The organism is Streptomyces sp. NPDC040432 (assembly GCF_055595445.1).
This window is the reverse complement of the sequence record NZ_JBVIVP010000068.1, coordinates 1-1,128: the sequence shown is the minus strand read 5'-3', so window position 1 is coordinate 1,128 and position 1,128 is coordinate 1. Positions and strand designations below refer to the sequence as shown.

At 69.1% G+C, this 1,128-nt stretch carries 1 protein-coding gene; it reads left to right on the top strand.

Annotated features, from left to right (window positions below):
• Positions 1-202 precede the first annotated feature (202 nt).
• On the top strand, positions 203-1,128 hold a 926-nt coding region (locus ACZ58N_RS38870), incomplete at its 3' end, for a CHAP domain-containing protein (protein WP_471170406.1).

Here is a 1,128-nt window from a genome sequence, read left to right as displayed (position 1 = left end):
CAGGTGGCGTTCGTGTCGACCGATGGTCGGGTTCTGCACACGGTTCGTCAGGTCAGCGGCAACTGGACCGCCCTCGGCACCGTCGACCTGACCGGCGTCACGGGCACCCGCACCGGCGTCTCGATCACCGGCACCTACAACTGACCCGGCACGGGCTGTTCCACCCACCAACCACGCTTCTTCCGTAAAGGACCTCTCCCTCATGTTCAAGGCCAAGCAGTCCGCCCGTAGCCGCTCCCTCCTCCTCGCCGCCGTGGTGCTCGCCCCGATGCTGGGGATGGCCTCGGCCCAGTCGGCGGCGGCCAACGCCCCCAGCGTCGCGGACATCGCACGCAACCAGGTCGGCAACAACTGCACTCCGTACTACGGATGCGTCCACCCGTCCGCCTGGTGCGCGGAGTTCTCCCGCTGGGTCTGGAAGCAGGCCGGCGCCAACACGAGCGGCCTCAACGCGGCTGCCGCGTCCTTCCACAGCTACGGCCAGAAGAACGGCACCCTGCACACCAGCGGACCCCGGATAGGTGACGCGGTCCTGTGGGACGACGACGGTTCGGTCTCAGGCGAGGCGAACCACGTGAGCCTGGTCGTCGGAGTCTCCTCCGACGGCTCGCAGATCCAGACCGTCGGCGGCAACGAGAGCGGCAAGGTCTCGTACAAGAACTGGTTCAACTGGCGGACCTACAACAACCCGGGCGCGGGCAAGGCCCTCGCCTTCGTCTCACCGGTGGGCGTTCCCGGAACGCCTCCGCCGGTGGTGACGCCGCCGGCGCCGTCCGGCCAGTGGCGGGCCCAGGTCGCGGTGGAGTCGGGCGGGTCGCTCCACCACGGCGTCCGCAACCCGAACGGGACCTGGTCGAACTTCGGGAACGTCGACGACCAGGCGGGCGAGATCCCCTCGGGCGTCCGGACCACTGCCGAGGCCGGCATCAACGGCGATACGCACGTCCTGGCCGTCAGCAACGAGGGCAAGCTGTACCACACGGTCCGGTTCGCGAACGGCCAGTGGGCCGGGTTCGGCGATGTCCACGCGGTGGCCGGTCAGTTGTCGAACGTGACGCAGGTGGCGGCGGCTTCGGTGGGTGCGGAGCTTCAGGTGGCTGTGGTGGCGGACGGGAAGGTGTATCACAC